Annotated in this window: 16 protein-coding genes; 9 read left to right on the top strand and 7 right to left on the bottom strand. The window is 62.5% G+C overall.

Annotated elements, in window-relative coordinates; genetic code table 11:
* Window positions 1-16 precede the first annotated feature (16 nt).
* The 5 genes from RYH70_RS02685 (at window position 17) to RYH70_RS02665 (ending at window position 6,340) form a co-directional block, all read left to right on the top strand.
* Window positions 17-976: an ABC transporter permease gene (locus RYH70_RS02685; protein WP_026948494.1), complete on the top strand. Its 960-nt coding sequence runs from the start codon at window positions 17-19 to the stop codon at window positions 974-976.
* The gene (locus RYH70_RS02680) at window positions 973-1,869 is read left to right on the top strand and encodes an ABC transporter permease (protein ID WP_026948493.1); all 897 of its coding nucleotides are present in this window, start codon (window positions 973-975) and stop codon (window positions 1,867-1,869) included. The genes RYH70_RS02685 and RYH70_RS02680 overlap by 4 nt, the downstream gene beginning before the upstream one ends.
* A 163-nt stretch (window positions 1,870-2,032) precedes the next feature.
* The gene (locus RYH70_RS02675; protein WP_231504679.1) at window positions 2,033-3,706 is read left to right on the top strand and encodes an AMP-binding protein; all 1,674 of its coding nucleotides are present in this window, start codon (window positions 2,033-2,035) and stop codon (window positions 3,704-3,706) included.
* 111 nt (window positions 3,707-3,817) lie between these two features.
* Window positions 3,818-5,698 carry a choice-of-anchor I family protein gene (locus tag RYH70_RS02670; RefSeq protein ID WP_080530358.1) on the top strand — a complete coding sequence of 627 codons (1,881 nt, stop codon included), beginning with the start codon at window positions 3,818-3,820 and terminating at the stop codon, window positions 5,696-5,698.
* Between the two features lie 201 nt (window positions 5,699-5,899).
* Entirely contained in the window at window positions 5,900-6,340 is a 441-nt protein-coding gene (locus tag RYH70_RS02665; protein ID WP_080530357.1) for a MarR family winged helix-turn-helix transcriptional regulator, read from the top strand.
* Window positions 6,341-6,396: 56 nt separating this feature from the next.
* Here RYH70_RS02665 and RYH70_RS02660 read toward each other — a convergent pair whose 3' ends face one another.
* Together RYH70_RS02660 and RYH70_RS02655 are read right to left on the bottom strand one after the other, a co-directional pair.
* Complete coding sequence (locus RYH70_RS02660; protein WP_233926249.1) at window positions 6,397-8,331, bottom strand: LamG-like jellyroll fold domain-containing protein; 1,935 nt, start codon at window positions 8,329-8,331, stop codon at window positions 6,397-6,399.
* A gap of 148 nt (window positions 8,332-8,479) precedes the next feature.
* Window positions 8,480-9,088 carry an HD domain-containing protein gene (locus RYH70_RS02655; RefSeq protein ID WP_022994331.1) on the bottom strand — a complete coding sequence of 203 codons (609 nt, stop codon included), beginning with the start codon at window positions 9,086-9,088 and terminating at the stop codon, window positions 8,480-8,482.
* A gap of 321 nt (window positions 9,089-9,409) precedes the next feature.
* Between RYH70_RS02655 and RYH70_RS02650 the strand changes: the two genes are divergently transcribed.
* Together RYH70_RS02650 and RYH70_RS02645 are read left to right on the top strand one after the other, a co-directional pair.
* Window positions 9,410-10,099: a Crp/Fnr family transcriptional regulator gene (locus tag RYH70_RS02650; RefSeq protein ID WP_055099323.1), complete on the top strand. Its 690-nt coding sequence runs from the start codon at window positions 9,410-9,412 to the stop codon at window positions 10,097-10,099.
* Between the two features lie 123 nt (window positions 10,100-10,222).
* On the top strand, window positions 10,223-10,519 hold the full coding sequence (locus RYH70_RS02645) for a hypothetical protein (protein ID WP_022994329.1): 297 nt from the start codon (window positions 10,223-10,225) through the stop codon (window positions 10,517-10,519).
* 10 nt (window positions 10,520-10,529) lie between these two features.
* Here the strand turns inward: RYH70_RS02645 and RYH70_RS02640 are convergent, their stop codons facing one another.
* The 5 genes from RYH70_RS02640 to RYH70_RS02620 form a co-directional block, all read right to left on the bottom strand.
* Window positions 10,530-11,453 carry an alpha/beta hydrolase gene (locus RYH70_RS02640; RefSeq protein ID WP_233926251.1) on the bottom strand — a complete coding sequence of 308 codons (924 nt, stop codon included), beginning with the start codon at window positions 11,451-11,453 and terminating at the stop codon, window positions 10,530-10,532.
* 2 nt (window positions 11,454-11,455) lie between these two features.
* A complete protein-coding gene (gene cysQ, locus RYH70_RS02635) occupies window positions 11,456-12,268 on the bottom strand; it encodes a 3'(2'),5'-bisphosphate nucleotidase CysQ (protein ID WP_080530354.1) in 813 nt (270 codons plus the stop codon).
* A 23-nt stretch (window positions 12,269-12,291) separates the two neighbouring features.
* The gene (gene nudE / locus RYH70_RS02630; RefSeq protein ID WP_022994326.1) at window positions 12,292-12,846 is read right to left on the bottom strand and encodes an ADP compounds hydrolase NudE; all 555 of its coding nucleotides are present in this window, start codon (window positions 12,844-12,846) and stop codon (window positions 12,292-12,294) included.
* A gap of 304 nt (window positions 12,847-13,150) precedes the next feature.
* Complete coding sequence (locus RYH70_RS02625) at window positions 13,151-15,529, bottom strand: DUF6351 family protein (protein ID WP_231504678.1); 2,379 nt, start codon at window positions 15,527-15,529, stop codon at window positions 13,151-13,153.
* Between the two features lie 518 nt (window positions 15,530-16,047).
* Complete coding sequence (locus RYH70_RS02620) at window positions 16,048-17,487, bottom strand: aminotransferase-like domain-containing protein (protein WP_284455089.1); 1,440 nt, start codon at window positions 17,485-17,487, stop codon at window positions 16,048-16,050.
* Between the two features lie 140 nt (window positions 17,488-17,627).
* On the opposite strand from RYH70_RS02620, the gene yrfG reads away from it, so the two are divergent.
* Complete coding sequence (gene yrfG / locus RYH70_RS02615) at window positions 17,628-18,281, top strand: GMP/IMP nucleotidase (RefSeq protein ID WP_233918006.1); 654 nt, start codon at window positions 17,628-17,630, stop codon at window positions 18,279-18,281.
* Window positions 18,278-18,667, top strand: coding sequence for an RNA-binding S4 domain-containing protein (locus RYH70_RS02610; RefSeq protein WP_022994322.1), 390 nt, complete (start codon window positions 18,278-18,280; stop codon window positions 18,665-18,667). Before yrfG ends, RYH70_RS02610 begins: the two co-directional genes overlap by 4 nt.
* Window positions 18,668-18,688 lie beyond the last annotated feature (21 nt).

Below are 18,688 nucleotides of genomic sequence, written 5' to 3'. Positions count from 1 at the left end.
GGCGGGAGTTCCCCCCATGGTCACTCGTGTAAAACAACGAATGGTGGTTGCGCGCCTGCTGCAGGCGATCCCCATTCTGGTGCTGGCCACCTTTATTGTGTTCTGCCTGATGCAGTTGATCCCCGGTGACGTGGCCGTCACTCTGGCCGGAGAAAATGCCTCGGTGGAACGGATCGCCCAGATTCGCCAGGCTTATGGTCTGGATCAGCCGTTCTTCGTGCAATACGGCCAATGGCTGTGGCAAGCCGCCGGTGGCGATCTTGGCACGGCGCTGCTGTCCGGTGAGCCGGTGGCGCAAACCGTTGCCCGGACCTTCCCCAACACTCTGTTGGTGGCCGTATACGCCACCCTGTTGTCGATCGTGATCGGCGTACCACTGGGCATACTCGCCGCCACTCGTTCCGGTTCCAAATTGGACGGCGGCATCATGGGCGCCGCCTCCCTCGGCGTGGCTCTGCCCAATTTCTGGTTCGGCATGATCCTGGTGCTGTACTTCGCGCTGACCTTCAAGTGGTTCCCCGCTACCGGCTTTGTTTCTCCATTCGAGGATTTCGGCCAGGCGGTGTGGTACGCCACGCTGCCCGCCCTGGCCCTGTGCACTAACGGTATCGCCGAGGTGGCGCGACAGCTACGCAGCTCCCTGGTGGAAATCCAGTCCTCCCAACATGTACGCACCCTGCACGCCAAGGGTCTGAGCCCGGCGCGCATCCTCTGGCTGCACGGCTTGAAAAACGTCAGCGTCAACCTGCTCACCGTGGTCGGGCTGCTGTTCAACAAAATCCTCGCCGCCACCGTGGTGGTGGAAGCGGTGTTCGCCATTCCCGGCATCGGCAGCAGCATCGTCAACGCGGTATTGCAGGGTGATTTCCCGGTGGTACAGGGCGCGGTACTGGCCATGGTGGTCACGGTCATCGTGGTCAACCTGGTGACCGACCTGCTGTGCACTCTTCTTGACCCGAGGATCAACGCATCATGACCAATCTGACGCTGTCCGAAGCGGAACCCTTGCCGCACTGGGAAGAGCCGGCGTTACCGGTCCGCCTTCTGCGCTGGCTGCGCCGCGACCCGCGCGCGGCCGTCAGCCTGGCGATTCTGGTAATCATCCTCGGCACCGCCCTACTGGCGCCCTGGATCGCCCCGCACTCCCCCACCGACCAGAACATCGACCTGATGCTGGCCGGTCCCAGCGCGGATCACTGGCTCGGCACCGACGATCTCGGCCGGGACGTGTTCAGCCGCCTGATCCATGGCGGCGCCAACTCGCTCTACGCCGCACTGCTGGCGGTGACCGTGGCGCTGGCGATCGGCTTGCCGCTGGGCCTGATCGCCGGTTTCGCCGGGGGCTGGGTGGATCAGGTGATCAGCCGTCTGATCGATACCTTTCTGTCGTTTCCGGCGATCATCCTGGCGGTGGCGGTCACCGGCGCCATGGGCATCGGCCTGACCAACGCCATGTTTTCCGTGGGGCTGGTGTTCGCCCCGCAAATCGCTCGCCTGATTCGTGCCCGTACTCTGGTGGTGCGCCAGGAACTGTATGTGGACGCCGCCCGCTGTTTCGGCGCCTCGCCGGCGCGGCTGCTGATCAAACACGTACTGCCGAACGCGGTACAGCCGGTGATCGTGCAGAGCACCCTGCTGCTGGCGGTGGCGCTGCTGGCGGAAGCGAGTCTGAGTTTTCTCGGACTTGGCGTGCAGCCGCCGGAAGTCAGCTGGGGCTCGATGATTGCCCGTGGCTACCTGTACATGTCCATCGTGCCGGAGCAAATGTACGCACCCGGACTGCTGATCATGATCACAGCGGTAGCCTTCAACGCCCTCGGCGAGTCCCTGCGATCGGCCCTCGACCCAACCACCCAGGGCCACGGATAACCCCTTTTTTTGGCCGCCGTCCATGGCGGTCACCCATAGGGCCGTCGCTGAAGCGACGTTGAAAATGGCCCCCGGCCATTTTTTAGCGCCCCGCCGTCAGAGGCAGGTCGGGGCGCTCTTTGTATTGATCGAGGCCGATAAGGCCAATAAGGAGAGCAACCAGATGTCCAGCCAGACCCAAGCCGAGTTCAATCCGGTGGCGGTTCCCGGTTCCGCCTGGGCCGGAGAGACCGTGGAATACCTGCGCGGTGAAAAACCCCTGCATGAATACCTGCAACAGCACGCCGAGGAGGTGCCCGATCGCCGCGCCTACATCTATTACGGCACCGAACTGACCTGGGGAGAGGTGGGCGACAAGGTACGGCGCCTTGCCGCCTACCTGAGCCAGCAAGGCGTCGGCAAAGGTGACCGGGTAGCGCTGTACATGCAAAACTGCCCGCAATACATCATTGCGCACTACGCGGTACAAAGCCTGGGTGGCATCGTGACACCGGTGAACCCGCAGTACAAAGCGGCGGAAATCGCCTACCAGTTGAGCAATGCCGAGGTTTGCGCGCTGATCGCCGCGCGCAATCTGTACCCGAACGTGGCGCAGGCGCGGGACCAGGTCCCGACCCTGAACACCATTCTGACCGTCGCCTATGGTGATTACCTGCCAGCGGAGCCCACCCTGGAAATTCCCGGCGAACTGCTGGACGAACCGGACCAGGCACCGGCGGATACCGTGGATCTGAGCCAGGTACTGCGTGACACCGCGCCGCTGGCCGAACTGCCGGCCGCTGATCTGTGGAACGGCATCGGCCTGATGACCTTCACCTCCGGCACTACCGGCCGCCCCAAGGGCGCCATGCTCAGCTACGGCAGCAGCCTTTTCAAAATGGCGGCGTCGTTCCAGGCCAACCGCCTGAAGGCGGATGGCATTGGCCTGGCCATCGCGCCTCTATGCCATATCGCCGGCATGAACATGGGTGTGTACATGCCGGTGTACGCGCGCCGCACCACCGTGATCCTGGCACGCTTCGATCCGGAAACCACCGCCAGGGCGTTGCACCAATACCGTTGCGACATGTGGTACTCCATCGCGCCGATGAATCGGGCGCTGCTGGACATGCCCAACATCCGCGACTACGACCTGAGCAGCCTGATCAATAACCCGGCCACCAGCTTCGGCATGCCGGTGACGGAAAAGCTGGCCGAGGAATGGAAAGCGCTGACCGGCTGCCAGATGCACGAAGCCTCCTATGGCCTGAGCGAAACCCATACTTCCGATACCTTCATGCCCAAGGATCGCATCAAGTGGGGCAGTTGCGGTGTACCGGTGGCGGGCAACGAGATCCGCATTCTCGATATGGAAAGCAAAACGCCACTGGGCCCCAACCAGAGCGGCGAAATCGTGGTGCGCAACCCTGCGGTATTCAAAGGCTACTGGAAGCGGGACGAAGCCACCGCGGAAACCCTGCGTGACGGCTGGGTGCACACCGGCGATGTCGGCTATCTGGACGAGGACGGTTACCTGTTCTTCACCGGCCGGGTGAAGGAAATGATCAAATGCTCGGGCTACAGCGTGTTCCCCGAGGACGTGGAAGCGCTGATGCAGGACCATCCCGCCGTCGCCCAGAGCGCCGCCATCGGCATCCCCGATGACAAACGCGGCGAGACGGTCAAACTGTTCGTGGTGCTCAAACCCGAGCATAAAGGCAAGGTCAGCGAGCAGGACCTGATCGACTGGGCCAGGGAGCACATGGCGGCGTACAAGTACCCGCGCCACATTGCCTTTATTGACAGCCTGCCGGCCACCCCCGCCGGCAAGGTACTGCGCCGTCTACTGAAGGATTAAGAGCCTGTTCACGGTGACCGCCGTCATACGGCGGTCACCGTTTCGTCACGCCATTGTCATCGCCGTTCTGTACACCCCAAGGGCGACCAAAATGACAACTGGAGACGATTCATGGCGACTTGGCGACTTCTGGCCACCACCACGGTACTGGCCACCGCCCTCAGTGCCTGTGGGGGAGACAGCGACAACGATCCGACACCGGTGGATCCGCCGGTGATCACCCCGGAAAGCATCAGCCTGCAACTGCTGGGCCGCTACAAGAGCGGACAATTCGACGCCAGCGCGGCCGAAATCACCGCCTATCATGCCGGCACCAAGCGGGCCTTCGTGGTCAACGCCCAGAAAGGCGCGGTGGACGTGCTGGATCTGAGCGATCCGGCCAACCCGGTTCACGCCGACACCCTGACCACCGAAAGCATTGGTGAGGGCACCGTGGTCAACAGCGTCGCCGTGCACGGCGATCTGGTGGCTCTGGCGGTGGAGGCACCCACCAAGACCGATCAGGGCCATCTGGCGCTGTATGACGCCAGCACCCTCCAACTGATCTCCACCACATCGGTTGGCGCTCAACCGGACATGGTGACCTTCACCCCGAACGGCCAATACGTCCTGCTCGCCAACGAAGGCGAACCCAGCGATGACTACAGCGTGGATCCGGAAGGCTCCATCAGTGTCGTGGACATCACCGACCCGGCCAGCCCGCAGGAAAACACCGCGGATTTCACCGGCTTTGATGACCGCAAGGACGAGCTATTGGCCGCCGGCGTGCGCATCTACGGCCCCGGCGCCTCCGTGGCCATGGACCTGGAACCGGAATACATCGCGGTTTCCACCGACAGCGGCAAGGCCTGGGTCACTCTGCAGGAAAACAACGCTCTGGCGATTGTCGACATCGCCGGCGCCAAGGTCACCAACATTGTGGCGCTGGGCGCCAAGGACCATGGTGAAGACGGCAACGGGCTCGACGTCTCCGATGACGACGGCGCCATCAACATCACCACCTGGCCCGGTGTCAAAGGCCTGTACCTGCCGGATGCCATCGCCGCCTACCCATCCGGTGACGCCACCTATCTGGTCACCGCCAACGAGGGCGACGCCCGCGCCTGGGGCGAGGACAATGCCGCCTACTTCGGCACCGAGGACGCCGTGCCCTGCGATGGCGACGTCACCCAGGGCTTCGTCGAGGAATGGCGCGTCAAGCATCTGGTGCACGCCAACGGCTTCGATCGCCGCTGCGGCGACGACCTGCCGGCCCACCTGCGCGCCCTGGCCGCTGGAGCACTGCTCAATCCGGAAACCTTCAGCTACTGCGGCGCCACCGCCGGCGACCCCGGCACCTGCCGCGATGATGAGAAACTCGGCCGTCTCAACATCACCTGGACCGAAGGCTATCGCACCGACGAGGCTGGCAACCCGGTGATGTTCAACGAGCAGGGTCTGGAAGACGCCAACGGCGACCGCCTCATGTACGACAACCTGTACGCCTTTGGCGGCCGCTCGTTCTCCATCTGGGACGAACAAGGCGCTCTGGTATGGGATTCCGGCGACGCCATCGAACAGTTTCTGGCCGGCGATGAGTGCATGCTGGGCAGCAATCGCGATATTCCGTGCAAGGACTTCTTCAACAGCAATCACGACGAAGGCAGCGCCCTGGAAAGCCGCAGCGACAACAAAGGGCCGGAGCCGGAAGGCCTGACCATCGGCCAGATCGGCGACAAGCACTTCCTGTTCCTGGGTCTGGAGCGCATGGGCGGCATTCTGGTGTATGACATCACCGACCCCGCCGCGCCGATCTTCCAGGACTATCTGAACACCCGTGAAGACTGGACAACCGAAGACCCTTCCACGGTGGAAGCCGGCGATCTGGGCCCGGAAGGTCTGGTATTCATCCCCGCGGATCAGTCTCCCAATGAAGAGGCGCTGCTGATCGTGGGCAACGAAGTCAGCGGCACCACCGCCATCTACCGGGTAGAGTCCAAGCTGGCGGACTAATACCCGATCCTGCCCCGGGCGGCGGCCGGTTACCACCGGCGCCGCCCCCTATTTTTACCTCCGCATTTCATTAATATCGTATTATTTACTTGTCCGCGCGCGCTCCCGACTCATCTTTTAACCCCAACCGGGTTGCATAATACCCCCAAGAAAGTCAATCATTCTGACCAATGACCCTCAGCCAATCGAGACAGTGAGTCGATGATGACAGAGAGCCTTTCCTCCGAAGACCTGGACGCCACCCTGGAGACCCTCCATTTCGCCTTTCGCGGCCTGGTCGCGGAACCCGACGCCATCCTCAAAACCTATGGCCTGTCCCGTATCCATCACCGTCTGCTGTTCTTCATCAACCGCTACAACGACCTCAGCGTCAATGAGCTGGTGGAAGCCATGCGCCTCACCAAGCAGGCCATTCACAAACCTCTGAAGACCCTGGCCGAGCAGGGTTACGTGGACGTGCGCCGGGACGACAACGACAAACGCATCAAGCGCCTGTCCCTCACCGAGCAAGGCAAGGCCCTGCAGGCCCATCTCACCGGTATCCAGCACCAGTTGTTAAGAGAGTCCTTCGCCGAGACCGGCGATGATCACGAAGGCTGGCGCCGTGTCATGGAGGCCATGGCGCGGCGGCTGGGCGGCTGAGCCCAAAAAAAGGGCGCCATCCGGCGCCCTGAAAATGAGGGTAGTTACTTTTATGGTTATCTCTGGTTATACAACCACTCGTCCCGTCCCAAGGCGCGGTTGTTAATACGGATCTCGGCGATATCGCCGGCGAACAGATTGCTGGGGTTGCCCTGCCAGCTGTTCACGCCGATGGACCAGGGCTGGCCCGGCTCCACCAGCAGACCCTGTTGCTCATCGACACCGGTGCGCATGACCAGGGAGCCGTCCACGTACATCTGCACCCGCTCACCGTCGTTGACCAGCGCGATGTGATACCAGTACTCGTTGCTCACTTCCCAGGACCAGTTGTCCTGGCCCTTGCCGTTCTGAGAGGTGCTCACCCACTGGAACTCTTTCAGGGAAGAGACGTTCAGGCCCAGGGATGCGTCGCTGCCTGAGCAAGAAATCGAGTGATAGTTACACACCTGGGAAATGCCGGGCTGGTGATTGAGGATACCGGACCACTGATTGTTCTCGGGAGTCCAGCCTCCGGGCAGACGGACGACGGCCTCGATGGTGTACTGTGGCAGGAAGCCCGGCTGGCCGGCGGCGCTCTGTTCGAAGGTCAGGCTCGGGCCGTCGGTGGTCAGGTAATAGCCGCCGATTTCGTTGCGCCCCATGAAGCGGGCGCTGCCGGTGGCGTAGCCGAACGCGGGCGCCTCCGCGGTGACCTGAAAGAAGTCGGAGAGTGCACCTTGCGGATCGTTACCTTCGGCATCTTTATAGGGCACCAACGTCATGGTGTTGCCGTTGCCGGAGGCGTCCATGAACTTGACGCTGTTGTCGGTGGCGGTGAGTTGGTGCGCCGAATCCAGAATCCAGTAGGCCTGGGTGCCCTCGATGCTGCCCGGCGCCACGATCCCCTCGCCCTGGTTCAGGTCGGCGAAGCGCTGCTCGAAGTCCATCGGCACGCTGAATTCCCAGCGCGACAATTCGTCCTGGGGCTGACGGCTGGCTTCGTCGATGGCCGCCACCCAGGGTGAGTAGGACATGAAATCCAGTTCGTCGTTGGTGAGGTCGAACGTCACCAGCTGCATCATGCCATTACCGCCCCAGAAACCGGATTGGTAATCCACCACCACCATGACCACATCACGGCCGTAGTCGTTCTTGCCCACCATCATCGCTTCGCCGTGGTGGTGACCGTTGAAAGTCAGGAAAATCTGATCGTGGCTGCGAATCAGTTGATCCCACAAACGGGCGCCATGCTCGGTGAAAATAGCGGTCTCGCCATCACCGGCGATGTTGAGCAACTGGTGCGTAGTCAAAATGGTGGGAACGTCCGGGTGCGCATCCAGCACACCACGGGCCCATTCCAGCGACTGATCGGACACTCGCCAGTCCAGGGCCAGCACCAGATACTCACGCCCTTCGGCTTCGAAGATGTGGTAGCTGTTGAAACCCGTATCGTCCGCCCCCTGGAAGGTGGAGAAGTTGCCGGCCTGGCGGGCCGCGGAGAAGTAACGCGGAAAAGGCTCGGCGGCCAGATCCCGGTCCGCGTCCCACTGCCCGCTGTTCAGCACATCGTGGTTGCCAGCGAGGATGCTGTAGGGTGTTTCCGGATTGACGTCGAGAATCTGCATGGCTTCCATCGCCGCCGCCCATTCGGAATCCTCGCGGGGAAGGTCCACCACGTCCCCCAGATGCAGAGTGAAGGGAATGTTGTATTCCTGGTAATTGTCCGCGATCCATTGCGTCTGGGCGATGTAACGTTCCGGAGAATAACGGGAATACTTCTGGGTGTCCGGGATCACCGCCACGGTGAAGCTCTGGCCGGTTTCCCCACCGTCATCACCGCCGTCATCCCCACCACCGTCTCCGTCGCCGCCATTATCGCCGTTTCCGGTATCCGGTGGCGTGGGCTCGCCTCCGGAATGGCTGCTGCTGTCGCCACCACAGGCGGTCAGAAACAAAGACAAAAGAATAACGAGCCAGGTGGCACGCCACCCGACGGGTCTCAACGCATTCATTAGCAAGCTCCGCAATCACGATAAGGACTGGGCGCGTACTTTAGAAAACGGAGGTGACCAGGCGGTGACGATGAAATGTCATTTCAATAACAAAAGTGCCAATACCGACAGGTATGTCCATCGGTATTGGCGATCAGACGGGCGATGATCAGGCGGTGGCTTCCTGCTTATCGAAGGTCTTTTTGTACAGGGAGCGTTTCGGTTTTTCCATTACCCGTCGCAGCATCGGCTCGAAGAACGACAAAGGCAGGGTTTCCGCTTCCGGGTCGAAGGCGGCGCCGTCGTATTTCGCGCAAAACTCCACGGTACGTTCGAAACACGGATGGTCCCGGAACTGGTCACGCAGATTGCGATCCAGCCCCAGATGGTGGAAGAAATAGTAGCCCTGGAAAATGGCATGGTGTTTCACCATCCAGTGATTCTCCTCGCTGACGAACGGTTCCAGCAGGGAGGCGGCGATGTCGGCGTGGTTGTACGGGCCCAGAGTGTCGCCAATGTCATGCAGCAGCGCGCACACTACATATTCCTCGTCCTTGCCGTCCTGATGGGCCAGGGTGGCGGTCTGCAAACAGTGGGTGAGACGGTCCACCGGGAAGCCGCCGCAATCGCCTTCCAGCAAACGCAGGTGTTCGATCACCCGGTCCGGCAGTTCCCGGGCGAAACCGCCAAAGGCATCGGAAATGATCTGCCAGTCCTCGGCCTTGCCGTCTTCCATGTGGGTGAAGCTGGCTCTGAGTTCGTCGTGCTGACCTTGCATGATGTGGTTCTCCCGAACCCCGGCGCGGAGGGTCCCCGATGGCACGGCCCGGAGAACGGGTCGCGGTGGCGGCGGGCTGGCGCGACGGGTCATTGTTGAACGTTATTTAGGGCCTGTTCACACTATTTACATCGCGCCTGCTGGATGGAAATAGTGTGAACAGGCCCTGCTATCGGTCCGCGCCACGGCGGGCGCCAAACAACGGAACCGTGGGTTCAGTCTAGGTCCGGGGGCAGCGGCAAACTGTCAATTTCTTTACACTTGGCCGATGGAAGGACGAAGAGGCGGGAAGAATGGCGAAGAGAGCAATGGGAAACGACCATGAGTGACCGGGCCCTGGCTATTTTACGCAGCTGTTCCTTGCTCTCGGGATTGCCCGAATCAGCCTTGCGGGAAGCGGCCACGGCGGCCCGCATCCGGCCGTTCCAGACCGGCCAGGTGCTGTACGAGCGGGGAGAGGTGCAATCGACCCTGTCGGTGGTGGGCACCGGTAATGTGCGGATCAGTTCCACCAATCCCGAGGGGCGCGAGGTCATCCTGACCCTGTTCCATGCCGGCGCCTGGTTCGGCGACACCGTGTTCTCGCCGGGCATGCCCAGGGTGTTCGGCGCCACCGCCCACAGCGATGGCGAGCTGCTGGAAATCCCCGGCCAGGATTACCGGGCCCTGCTGAGCCGATACCCGGAGGCCTATCCCCGCACTCTGGACATGCTCAGCCGCCGTCTGTGGTCGGCCATTTCCGTGATCGAGGACAACGCTCTGCGCGACATGCCGGGCCGGCTTGGCCGGCGCCTGTTGTTTCTGGCGGAAACCCTGGACGGGCACGCCCTCACCGAGCCGGTGACCTTCAAGCTGACCCGGGAGCATATCGCCAGCATGCTGGGCATGAGCCGCCAGGGCGTGCACGGTGTGCTCAAGCAACTGGAGAAGGAAGGGCTGGTCCGGTTCGGCTACGGCACCGTTACCCTGCCCGACCCCCAGGCCCTGCGGTATTACCTGGACCAGCACTAGTGTGACTTTCCGATTAGACAGAATTAACACTTTAGTATTAATCGTGATATCATTTCGCCACCAAATCATTATTGGCGGAACACGGAATAAAGAACCGCCACGGACATTCAAGGACGGCTTGCTGTGGGGGCACCGCCGTTGTTTTCCGATTTATTGCCTGACCTGACCTTGCCCGTCCTGCCTCCAGGCTGGACCGAAATCACGCCTCCGGACTGGTTGGCGGCGCCACTGGCGGTGGTGGTGGTGATCAGCGCGCTGCTGTGGAGCGGACGCATCCGCCAAACCGTGGTGGTGAATTTCCTGGTGCTGGGGATGATGTTGCCGGCGTTGAATCTGTGCCTGTTCGGCATGGCCTTTCATCTCAGCCATGGCTATATGACCCAACAGCTGGTTGAGCTGCTGCCGCCCTGGCTAAGCTGAAAGTCCGCGGCTACTGGCCGGCCTCTGGCGTGGCCGGCTCATCACTCGGAGCCAGAATCCGCCGCAGGAAGGCCAATTGCTCCCGCAGACTGCGCTCGCGGTGTTCGCCCTGATAGATGTCGAAGTGTCCGATGGAATAGCGGCGCACCGTCGCATCCGGCATCCGGGCGATCGCCCGGTCCGCGTCCCGCGCCGGCGCCACCGTGTCCTCATCGCAGACCAGCACCAACGCCGGGCACTGCACCCGGTCGGCCACGGTCACCGGGCGAAACAGCGGCAGGCTGAACGCGATCCGCGCCGCCACCTGGTTGGGGACGCCGTCCGCCAGCAAAGCGGTGTAACCCTGATAAGCGTCGTCGCTGCTCATCGCCGCCACCTCACCCGGTTGGCCGGCGCTGGCCACATAGTACGGCGCCAACCCCGCCGCACCGCGCACCGCGTCCAGAGCCCCCAGGGCGGTAAGTTTCAACCCCTGCATAAGCCCCGCGTAGCGGATCACTTCCAGCACCGCGTTGAAGCCGTCCATCATCGGGCACTGGCTGATGATGCCGGCCACCCGTTCACGGGCCGCCACCGCGGTGACCAGACCGCCGGAAAACGACGTTCCCCACAGGACGATGCGATCCGAATCCACCTGCGCAAGGCCCCGCACGGTGTGCAATGCCGCTTGCCAGTCCGCCACCTGACGGGCCGGTGACAACAGTTGCCGGGGCATGCCTTCACTGTCGCCGAAATGGCGGTAATCGAACCAGAACACCGCGTAACCGGCGGCCAGAAAGGCGTCCCGGAACGGCGCCAGCCCGCACTCCCGGGTCAAGCCGAAGCCGTGGGCCATGATCAGGGTGGCGAAGGGCCCGTCCCCTTCCGGCAGGAACAAATCACCACAACAGGACTGACCGGCGCTGACGAATCGGATGGCTTCGCTCTGACTCATGGTTACTCCAGGGCGGGGGCGATAAACCGCCAGCTGTCCACCGCCTGGCCGAGCACCAGAAAGTGGGGATTGAGGATGTCCGGTTTATTGTAGACCAACGGCTGAAAGGCGGTGTTCACCACCTCGCCACCGGCGGCGGACACCACCGCATGGGCGGCGGCGGTGTCCCATTCGCTGGTGGGCGCCAGGCGCGGATAGAGGTCCGCCTTGCCTTCCGCCACCAGACACAGCTTAAGCGACGACCCCATGGAGGTGCGCTCCACTTCGCCGACTTCCTCGCGAATGAAGGCCTCCAGTTTCTCCACCGCTTCACCACCATGGCTGCGGCTGGCCACCATTACCACCGGTGTGGTGCGCTCACGGCATTGAATGGCAGCGCGTTCGCCATTCTCCTCCTTGAAGGCGCCAACGCCGCGCCCACCCAGGTACAGCACACCGGTGACCGGCACATAGACCACGCCCAGCACCGGCGTATCACCTTCGATCAGCGCGATGTTCACGGTGAACTCACCATTACGCTTGATGAACTCCTTGGTCCCATCCAGCGGGTCCACCAGCCAGAACCGCGGCCAGTCCTTGCGGGTGGCGTAGTCGATGTCTCCGGATTCCTCGGAGTACACCGGAATCTCCGGCGTCAGCGTCTCGAGGCCGGCGACAATGATGTCGTGGGCGGCTTTATCCGCCTCGGTGATCGGCGATTTGTCGTCTTTGGTTTCCACGCCCAAATCATCCCGCTCATACACTGTCAGAATGGCGCTGCCCGCGTCACGAGCGATCTTGGAGAGGGAGTCCAGCAGGGCATTAAAGTCAGTCATTACGGCTTTCCGCTTTTCGTTGGTCAAGAATGGCGTTGGTCGAGAATGCGTTGCGTCATATACAGCGCGGCGATGACCCGCGCTTCGGTCATATCGTCCCGCTCGATCAGACGATCCAGCTCGGACAGTTTCCAGGGGACCACTTCCAGCGGCTCCGGTTCATCGCCGGGCAGCGATTCCTCATAAAGTTCCTCCGCCAGCACCACACCGATATGGTGGCCCATATAGCCGGGAGACAAGGACATGCGCTTCAGGAAGGTCAGCTTGCGGGCACCGTGGCCGGCTTCTTCCTTCAACTCGCGATTGGCCGCCTCGCGCCAGTCCTCGCCGTGCTCATAGGCCCCCTTGGGCAGGGTCAGCAGATATTCCTCGACGCCGGCGCCGTATTCCCGGATCAGCAGCACCGTATCCTGGTCCAGCATCGGCACGCACATGACACCGGCCAAGGGCGGCGTACGCAGGCGTTCGTAGGTTCTCTCCTCGCCGTTGGAGAAGCGGAGATGCATCTCTTCGATGCCGAACAGGCGGCTTTGCGCCACCAGGCGGGTATCCAGAATACGCGGCTTTTGTTCGTCCATGGGGGCTCCTGTGTCAGGAGCCTGTTCATGATCTTTACGCCGCCGCGTTGCCGCTGGAAAATACCCGGAGGGCCGGGCTCCACTTTCTTTAGGTGGAGAGTCCGCCAGGCCGCGATTACGCTTGTTTATGTAGATGGACTACACCGCACAATCGGAATCACAACCTGACAACACTCTCTACCGGGCAAACAGGGAACTCCGGCGCGGCGGCGTAAAGATCATGAACAGGCTCTCGGCCCCAAGCGTAACGGGATTGAGCGGTGAAAGGTAGACGGGGCGCCCGGCCGGACGCCCCGGATGAGGATCAGGGCCGGCCCTGATCCGGTTGGCTGTAGTCACATACCCCTTGCGGGAAGATGGCGTTGAGTTCGGCGATCTGCTCCGCCGTAGGCGCCCAATCGCCGTAGGTTCCGTCTTGCAGCGCCGTGCTGACGGGTTTCAGCGCGCATTTGAAGACATCCCCCTGATAGGGTGCGCCGGCGACGATGCGCGATGTGGAATAGAGCGGGAATGTCTGGGTACAGGCCCCATCCGCTTGCTCATCGAGCACGCCGTTCCACACATCGTCACCTCGGGCGATCAGGCTGCCATCGGTGGCGAAGCAGGCGTCCCGGGCACGTTCCGGCCGGCTTTGGGCCACCGACGCTTGCGGGTCGGCCAGCAGATTGGCCATCCATTCATCCACCACTTCCAATGCCAGCGCCACCTGGTCCGGTCCTTCCTCGGGGCGGGCGTCGCTGAACCAGATCACCTGATTGTCCGCGTTGCCGGCGAAGTCGATCATGCGCTGGCGCACGGCGAAGGACTGGTGGGCATTGTGCATGTCCAGTTCTTCCTCCAGATACGGGCGCCAGTCGATCACCGGAATGTCGATCTCCCCGTGGAACACGATACCCGCGTCATAGGCGGCGCGAATCGCCTCCAGATTACCCTCGGTACGCGGCGCCGGCGTGGACGGATCCTCACTGAGGGTCATGTTGCGGCTGCTCCAGGGGTCGAATGTGCTTGGGTCCGCCAGCACGTCGTCCTGGGTACCCAGGAACGGAAAGCCTTCCTGCACCATCTCTTTCTGCGGCTTCCAGCCGCCGACAGTGGCGTTCAGTTTGAGGAACTCCTCGGCGGAGATATGGCCGTCCAGGAAGGATTGCAGACCGTACTGCACGCCCACATTGTCGAACAGGCGACGGGGGTAGCCCTCGCCGTCCACGCCGTAGACGTTGCGCAGGTCGTCGTAATGGCTCCAGTTCACCGAGTCCATCACCCCCGCCGGTTGCATCTGTTCCTGATTCTCGGCGTTTCCAAAATGGGGGTTCATCGTCAAGGGAGTGAGGCCACGCCATGACTCCACGCATTCGGTGGAGCCGGGTGCGGTGCCATACCCCAGTTGCGTTTTGGCGCCGGCCAATGGATCGGGTACCTCATCAGTGGCGTTCAGCCCCACCAGCCAGGTGCGGTTCTTGGTGGTATGCCATTTGTCATTGTCACGGTCGGTGGCGTCCATGAAGTACTCCAGCAATTCACAGTCGCCGATGTGAATGGTCTGGGTGACCATGTCCGGATAGCTTTGCACCGGAATCGCCGCGTCGATCAGACCGGGGTGGTTCTGACCGTATACGTACTGCTGGATAGCGCCACCGGAAGCACCCAGTCCAACCGTATAGAGCGGTTTGCCGTACAGCTCGACAAAGCGTTCCTTGACCATTAGCGCGGTCTCGCCGCCCACCTGCACGTTGTAGTGTTCGGACATGCGGGTGCCGGTGGAATAGATGATGGCGTAGCCCTTGCCCAGAACGTCCGGCTGTAACGCCCGGCGATTGACGTCCATGCGCCCCTGGGTGTGGCCGATACCGACGCCGCCCTGGAAGCGGTACATGAGCCGTCCGTTCCAAAGGCCGGTGTCCAGCGAATCGGGATCCTCGCCGGCTTCCGCCAGCATGGCGATGGAATAGAGGAAGCGGTTAATGGTGCCGCGTTCCCAACGCACCACGAAATCCACCTCGCGACCGTCCAGCAGCGTGGTGGTGGCGATGTCCGCCGGCCGGGAACCGTCCTCGGGCATCGGCTTGTAGCTGCCGTCGGTGCTGCGATAAACGTACTCCACGAACGGCTCCAGGCCACAGTCCCGGCTCAGGCCAATCTGCTGTCCGCCCTCGTCGTAGACCGGGAAGCCTTCGTCGCCGTCGGTATCCACCAGCGGCTGCTTGCCGAACTCGGATACCGTGGTGCATACGAACGGATACTGATGCGGCCCGGAAAACATGGGGCCTTCCTGCGGGTAATTGGTAAGCGTGAGCGTGGCCAGGACGCCACCTTCCGAGTCGCTCACGGTCAGTGCGTTGTCGCCCAGAACCAGGCCGGAGATCACGCCTTCCAGACCTTCTTCTTTCTCTGACAGGCTATCGGCGGTCACCGGCTCGCCGTTCAGGGCCAGGGTCGCCCCCTCTGGCGCCCCTTCGATGCGAATCCGCGCATCGCCACCGCTAACCCACTGCGGGTCACTGGACAGCACGCTCAGGGATACCTCCGGAGCGCGGTCATGGGAACTCGAACTGCCTCCACAAGCACTCAGCGTCAGGGCCGCGCCAACCAGTAAGGCGCCGGCCAGCCCCTGCTTCCATCGTTTACCGTCTGACCCTCTATAGCCCGACAACGCGTGCGCGCCCGATCCTGTCACGGACATCATGTCTCTCCTCGATGTTGTTGTTATCGGCTTCGAAGGTAGGCATGGCGGCGGCGCCAAAACAGACACAGTTCCGTCAAAATTGCTGACACAGTACGGTCATCGGAAATTGCCGGACAAGGCAGCGGAACTGTTTCAGCGAAATGGCGGCAACTGTATCTGTTATACCGCTGCGCGAGACGGTTAGATAACCGCCGAGGTCGTTAGCCTTAGTGAGCGCTCTCGGGAGAGCTATTAACGTCCTTACCTTTTGCACTGCCTCACCACGCCGGCGTCAGCCGGCGTTTTTTATGATTCATCGCGGTTTAATAGGGAACAGGATTGCCCTCCATCAAGGACAGCGGGCGTTGCTACAACGCCGCTGTGGGAGCTTGCCTGCAAGCAAATGTTGGGGCCCGGAAACTCATTCGCTGCCAGGGCAGCTCCCACAGCAGCTTCGTAGCCCCTTCTGTGCCAGAGCCCGGAACGCTGCGGTTCGCTCGAAGCGGATCTGTACAGCCCCGTGCCCCCGATGGAGAGACTCACTCCATGACGCAACCACCGGCCAGCTCCGAAGTGGCCCGCCCCAGCCAGCGTAACGCCTCCACCACGGCACCAGTAACCGGCCCTCCGGCGTTCAGGCGCAAATAATCCGAATGCTTGTTGTCCAGCGAGAATACGCCGCCGGGGAACACATGGATGCCCTCCCGGGCCGCTTTTTCGAACAGCGCCACGGCATTCACCCGGCCCGGCAAGCGCACCCACAGCACGCAACCGCCGGTGGGGCGGGTCAACCGTGTACCCGGCGGAAACGCCGCCCGCACTTCCCGGGCGGTGGCTTCCACCTGCTGCTGCAAGGTACGGCGCAAGTCACGAATGTGCTGGGCATAGAAGCCGCTTTCCAGCAGCCGGCCCATGACGATCTGCGACAGCGAGGTGGAGGTGATGGTGCTCAATTGCTTGAGTTCCAGGAAGCGCCGCTGGAACCGGCCCGGCGCCGCCCAGCCAATGCGCAGGCCGGGCATCAGGGTCTTGGAAAAACTGTTGCAGTACAGCACCCAGCCGTCTTCATCGAACGCCTTGACCGGCAGCGCGCCTTCTTCGTAGACGGTGTCGCCCCAAACATCGTTCTCGATCAGCGGGATCTGATAACGCCGGGCCAGCGCCGACAGCGCCTGCTTACGTTCCAGGCTCATGGTGAACCCGAGAGGATTCTGAGCATTGGCGGACACGATGCAGGCGGACACCCCGCGCTCGGCGAACACCCGCTCCAATGCCGACAGGCTGATGCCGTGGCGCGGATGGGTGGGAATTTCCACCACCCGGCGCTGGTGTGTCTTCAGCAGCAACAAAGTGCCGTAATAGGTGGGAGACTCCACCGCCACCGCGTCGCCGGGCCGGCTGACGCTGCGCAGCGCCAGGGACAGCCCCTCCATGGCGCCGCCGGTGACGATAATATCGTCCGGCACCACCGGCACATCGTACGACAGGCTGCGGCGGGCCAGATGGTGGGTGAACTGCGGAAAGCCATGGGGGTGCATGTAATCCCAGGTTTCCTGGGGGTAATGCCGGGCCACCTCGCGAATCGTCTGGGTGACCCGCTCCACCGGCATCACCTCGACGCCCGGCAGGGCGATACCGAGCCGCACCTGGTGCGGCATCACATGCAATTCCATGTAATGCAGCACCTCCTCGCTCAGCGACACTTCCACCGGCAGCAGCGGGTAGCGCGAGCCATCCGGCTCCGGCACGTCATGGACATCGCAATGACGCACATAGGCGCCGGACTGGGGACGAATCTCCAGATAACCTTCCGCCTCCAGCTGGCGATAGCTTTGCATCACCGTGTTGACGCTGACCTGGAACAGGCGGCTCAAGTGCCGCACCGAGGGCAGCTTCTGCCCCACGGCGTAGCTGCCAGCCCCGATTTGCTCCAACAGCCGGCGACTGATCCGCTCGTAGAGGAACCCTTCTTCGTTCACCGAACCTTCTCATTTTATTGTCGTATGTGTCCCGATTATGCACCGCCGCACCAGGACCGGACACCCGGTGTATTTCGGCGCCGGCGCCGATCCTGCATACTGTGCCACCGCGACAGGCACTTCCCCCGACAGGCATGACAATGATCGACTGGAACGCTATCGACACGGTGCTGCTGGACATGGACGGCACCCTGCTGGATCTGCGCTTCGACAACTGGTTCTGGCAGCAGCACGTCCCCGAACAATACGCCAAGGCCCATGGGCTGCCCGCCGATCAGGCGGAGCGTAAGCTGCATGACTGGATCGGCCGCCACCAGGGTACCCTGAACTGGTATTGCCTGGACTTCTGGACCTCGGAACTGGGACTCAACATCGTCGAACTGAAGCGGGCGGCGGCGGACCGTATCGCTATCCGCCCCGGTGCCGAGGCTTTCCTGGACGCCCTCGCGGCCAGTTCCCGGCGGGTGGTCATGGTCACCAACGCCCACCGCGACGCGCTGCAGGTGAAACTGGAACGCACCGGCATCGAACGTTACTTCGATGCCCTGGTGTCCAGCCACGACTATGGCCACGCCAAGGAGCATCAGCCGTTCTGGCGGAATCTGCGTGAGGCGCACCCGTTCGACCCGGCCCGCACGCTGCTGGTGGACGATTCGCTGCCGGTGCTGCATTCCGGACGCCGTTTCGGCCTTGGCCATCTGGTTTCCATCCGCCGCCCCGACTCCAGCCTGCCGGAGCGCGACGACACCCGCCCGTTCCAGGCCATCGATGATTTCCTGCGGGTGCTGCCATGAGCGAAGGCACCCGCATTGATTCCTGGCTGTGGGCGGCCCGCTTCTTCAAGACCCGCAGTCTCGCCAAGCAGGCCGTTGAGGGCGGCAAGATCCAGGTCGATGGCGCCAAGGCCAAGCCCAGCAAAACCGTGCAGCCCGGCAGCGAAGTGGTGATCCGCAAAGGGGATGAGCAGTGGACGGTGCGGGTCGAAGGCCTCAGCAATAAGCGTGGCCCGGCCAGCGTCGCTCAGACGCTCTATCAGGAAACCGAGGAGAGCCGCCAGCAACGGCAGGACAAGTCGGAACAGCGGCGCCTGGCGCACAGTGCCAACGCCAGCCCGGATCACCGCCCCAGCAAGAAGGAACGGCGCGACCTGGCCCGTTTCAAGCGCGACAACGACATCTAGGCGCCTGTTCATAGTCGTCAT

The sequence above is a fragment of the Alloalcanivorax xenomutans genome (assembly GCF_032810065.1).
Classification (GTDB): domain Bacteria; phylum Pseudomonadota; class Gammaproteobacteria; order Pseudomonadales; family Alcanivoracaceae; genus Alloalcanivorax; species Alloalcanivorax xenomutans.
The sequence above is the reverse complement of the archived record's forward strand: the minus strand, read 5'-3'. Positions and strand labels throughout refer to the sequence as shown.

Excerpts from the sequence above, each read along its gene's own strand:
- RYH70_RS02685 (WP_026948494.1), top strand. The coding sequence starts at position 17 with ATGGTCACTCGTGTAAAACAACGAATGGTGGTTGCGCGCCTGCTGCAG.
- RYH70_RS02680 (WP_026948493.1), top strand. The coding sequence starts at position 973 with ATGACCAATCTGACGCTGTCCGAAGCGGAACCCTTGCCGCACTGGGAA.
- RYH70_RS02675 (WP_231504679.1), top strand. The coding sequence starts at position 2,033 with ATGTCCAGCCAGACCCAAGCCGAGTTCAATCCGGTGGCGGTTCCCGGT.
- RYH70_RS02670 (WP_080530358.1), top strand. The coding sequence starts at position 3,818 with ATGGCGACTTGGCGACTTCTGGCCACCACCACGGTACTGGCCACCGCC.
- RYH70_RS02665 (WP_080530357.1), top strand. The coding sequence starts at position 5,900 with ATGATGACAGAGAGCCTTTCCTCCGAAGACCTGGACGCCACCCTGGAG.
- RYH70_RS02660 (WP_233926249.1), bottom strand. The coding sequence starts at position 8,331 with ATGAATGCGTTGAGACCCGTCGGGTGGCGTGCCACCTGGCTCGTTATT.
- RYH70_RS02655 (WP_022994331.1), bottom strand. The coding sequence starts at position 9,088 with ATGCAAGGTCAGCACGACGAACTCAGAGCCAGCTTCACCCACATGGAA.
- RYH70_RS02650 (WP_055099323.1), top strand. The coding sequence starts at position 9,410 with ATGAGTGACCGGGCCCTGGCTATTTTACGCAGCTGTTCCTTGCTCTCG.
- RYH70_RS02640 (WP_233926251.1), bottom strand. The coding sequence starts at position 11,453 with ATGAGTCAGAGCGAAGCCATCCGATTCGTCAGCGCCGGTCAGTCCTGT.
- cysQ (WP_080530354.1), bottom strand. The coding sequence starts at position 12,268 with ATGACTGACTTTAATGCCCTGCTGGACTCCCTCTCCAAGATCGCTCGT.
- nudE (WP_022994326.1), bottom strand. The coding sequence starts at position 12,846 with ATGGACGAACAAAAGCCGCGTATTCTGGATACCCGCCTGGTGGCGCAA.
- RYH70_RS02625 (WP_231504678.1), bottom strand. The coding sequence starts at position 15,529 with ATGATGTCCGTGACAGGATCGGGCGCGCACGCGTTGTCGGGCTATAGA.
- yrfG (WP_233918006.1), top strand. The coding sequence starts at position 17,628 with ATGATCGACTGGAACGCTATCGACACGGTGCTGCTGGACATGGACGGC.
- RYH70_RS02610 (WP_022994322.1), top strand. The coding sequence starts at position 18,278 with ATGAGCGAAGGCACCCGCATTGATTCCTGGCTGTGGGCGGCCCGCTTC.